Source organism: Pseudomonas sp. EGD-AK9 (genome assembly GCF_000465935.2).
Classification (GTDB): domain Bacteria; phylum Pseudomonadota; class Gammaproteobacteria; order Pseudomonadales; family Pseudomonadaceae; genus Aquipseudomonas.
On the sequence record NZ_AVOF01000489.1, the window covers coordinates 1 to 1,809 of the forward strand.

At 70.3% G+C, this 1,809-nt stretch carries 2 protein-coding genes; one reads left to right on the plus strand and one right to left on the minus strand.

The features are described from left to right. A partial coding sequence (locus N878_RS19335; RefSeq protein ID WP_021445210.1) for an ABC-F family ATP-binding cassette domain-containing protein occupies positions 1-1,614 on the minus strand: 1,614 nt, incomplete at its 3' end. Between the two features lie 38 nt (positions 1,615-1,652). On the opposite strand from N878_RS19335, the gene N878_RS26990 reads away from it, so the two are divergent. Beyond that, positions 1,653-1,809, plus strand: a 157-nt coding sequence (locus N878_RS26990) for a TIGR02444 family protein (RefSeq protein WP_082457890.1), incomplete at its 3' end; no start/stop codon positions are given.

Below are 1,809 nucleotides of genomic sequence, written 5' to 3' on the forward strand. Positions count from 1 at the left end.
CTTGTCCGCCGCCGGGGTCGCCGCGCTCGGCGGCTGCTGGCGGGCGCGGAAGTCGATCAGCCAGCGCGCGTAGTCGTCGAGATCGCCCTCGAACGGCTGGATGCGGCCGTCGGCCACCAGGAGGAATTCGTCGGTGGTGCTTTTCAGCAGGTGGCGGTCGTGCGACACCACCAGCACGGCGCCGGCGAACTCCTGCAACGCCATGGTCAGGGCCAGGCGCATTTCCAGGTCGAGGTGGTTGGTCGGTTCGTCGAGCAGCAGCAGGTTGGGCTTCTGCCAGGCGATCAGGGCCAGGGCCAGGCGCGCCTTCTCGCCGCCGGAGAAGTTCAGCACCGGCTCGTCGCAGCGCTCGCCGCGGAAATCGAAGCCGCCGAGGAAGTCGCGCAGGGTCTGCTCGCGCTCGCTCGGCGCCAGGCGCTGCACGTGCAGCAGCGGGCTGGCCTTGGGGTCCAGCGCATCGAGCTGGTGCTGGGCGAAGTAGCCGATGGCCAGGTTCTCGCCGCGGGCCAGCTCGCCGCCGAGCGCGGCGAGGTCGCCGGCCAGGGTCTTGATCAGGGTCGACTTGCCGGCGCCGTTGGGCCCCAGCAGGCCGATGCGCGCGCCGGGCGCCAGGCTCAGCTTGACCTTGTCCAGCACCACCTTGTCGCCGTAGCCGAGGCGCGCCTCGGACAGGTTGAGCAGCGGACTGGAGACCTTGTCCGCTTCACGGAAGACGAAGTCGAAGGGCGAGTCGACATGCGCCGGGGCCAGCTCCTCCAGGCGTTCCAGGGCCTTGATCCGGCTCTGCGCCTGGCGCGCCTTGGTCGCCTGGGCCTTGAAGCGGGCGATGTACTTTTCCATGTGCGCGCGCTGCGCCTGCTGCTTCTCGTAGGCCTGCTGCTGCTGCGCCAGGCGCTCGGCGCGGGTGCGCTCGAAGGCCGAGTAGCCGCCGCGGTAGAGGGTCAGCTTCTGCTGCTCCAGGTGCGCCACATGGTCGACCACGGCATCGAGGAAGTCGCGGTCGTGGGAGATCAGCAGCAGGGTGCCGGGATAGCCCTTGAGCCACTCTTCCAGCCAGAGGATGGCATCGAGATCCAGGTGGTTGGTCGGCTCGTCGAGCAGCAGCAGCTCGGACGGGCACATCAGCGCCTGGGCCAGGTTCAGGCGCATGCGCCAGCCGCCGGAGAAGTCGCCGACGCGCCTGTCCATCTGCTCGCTGGTGAAACCGAGGCCGGCCAGCAGCTTGCGCGCGCGGGCGTCGGCCGTGTAGCCCTGGGCGTTGTCCAGTTCGCTGTGCAGACGGGCGATGGCGGCGCCGTCGTGGGCCGCCTCGGCCCGGGCCAGCTCGGCCTGGATCGCGCGCAGGTGCAGGTCGCCGTCGAGCACGTAGTCCACCGCCAGGCGCTCGAGGTTGTCCACCTCCTGGCGCATATGGGCGATGCGCCAGTCAGGCGGCAGCCGGCAGTCGCCGGCGTCGGGGCCGAGTTCGCCGCGCAGCAGGGCGAACAGGCTGGACTTGCCGGCGCCGTTGGCACCGATCAGGCCGACCTTCTGGCCGGCGTGCAGGGTCAGCTCGGCGCCTTCGAGCAGGCGCTGCGGACCACGCTGTAGAGTGAGGTTCTGGAGTCGGATCATAATGGCGGCGGAGTCTATCAAATCGCCCTGGAGGCCGCGTGCAGGATCTGTGGAATTTCGCCGTACGGCTCTATGCCCGACCGGGCGTGGAAGACGCCTGCCTGCAGCTGCAGGAGGCCGGCGGCGACGTCTGCCTGTTGCTCGCCGGCGCCTGGCTGCAACGCCGCGGCGTGCCCTGTCGCGCGCCCTACCTCG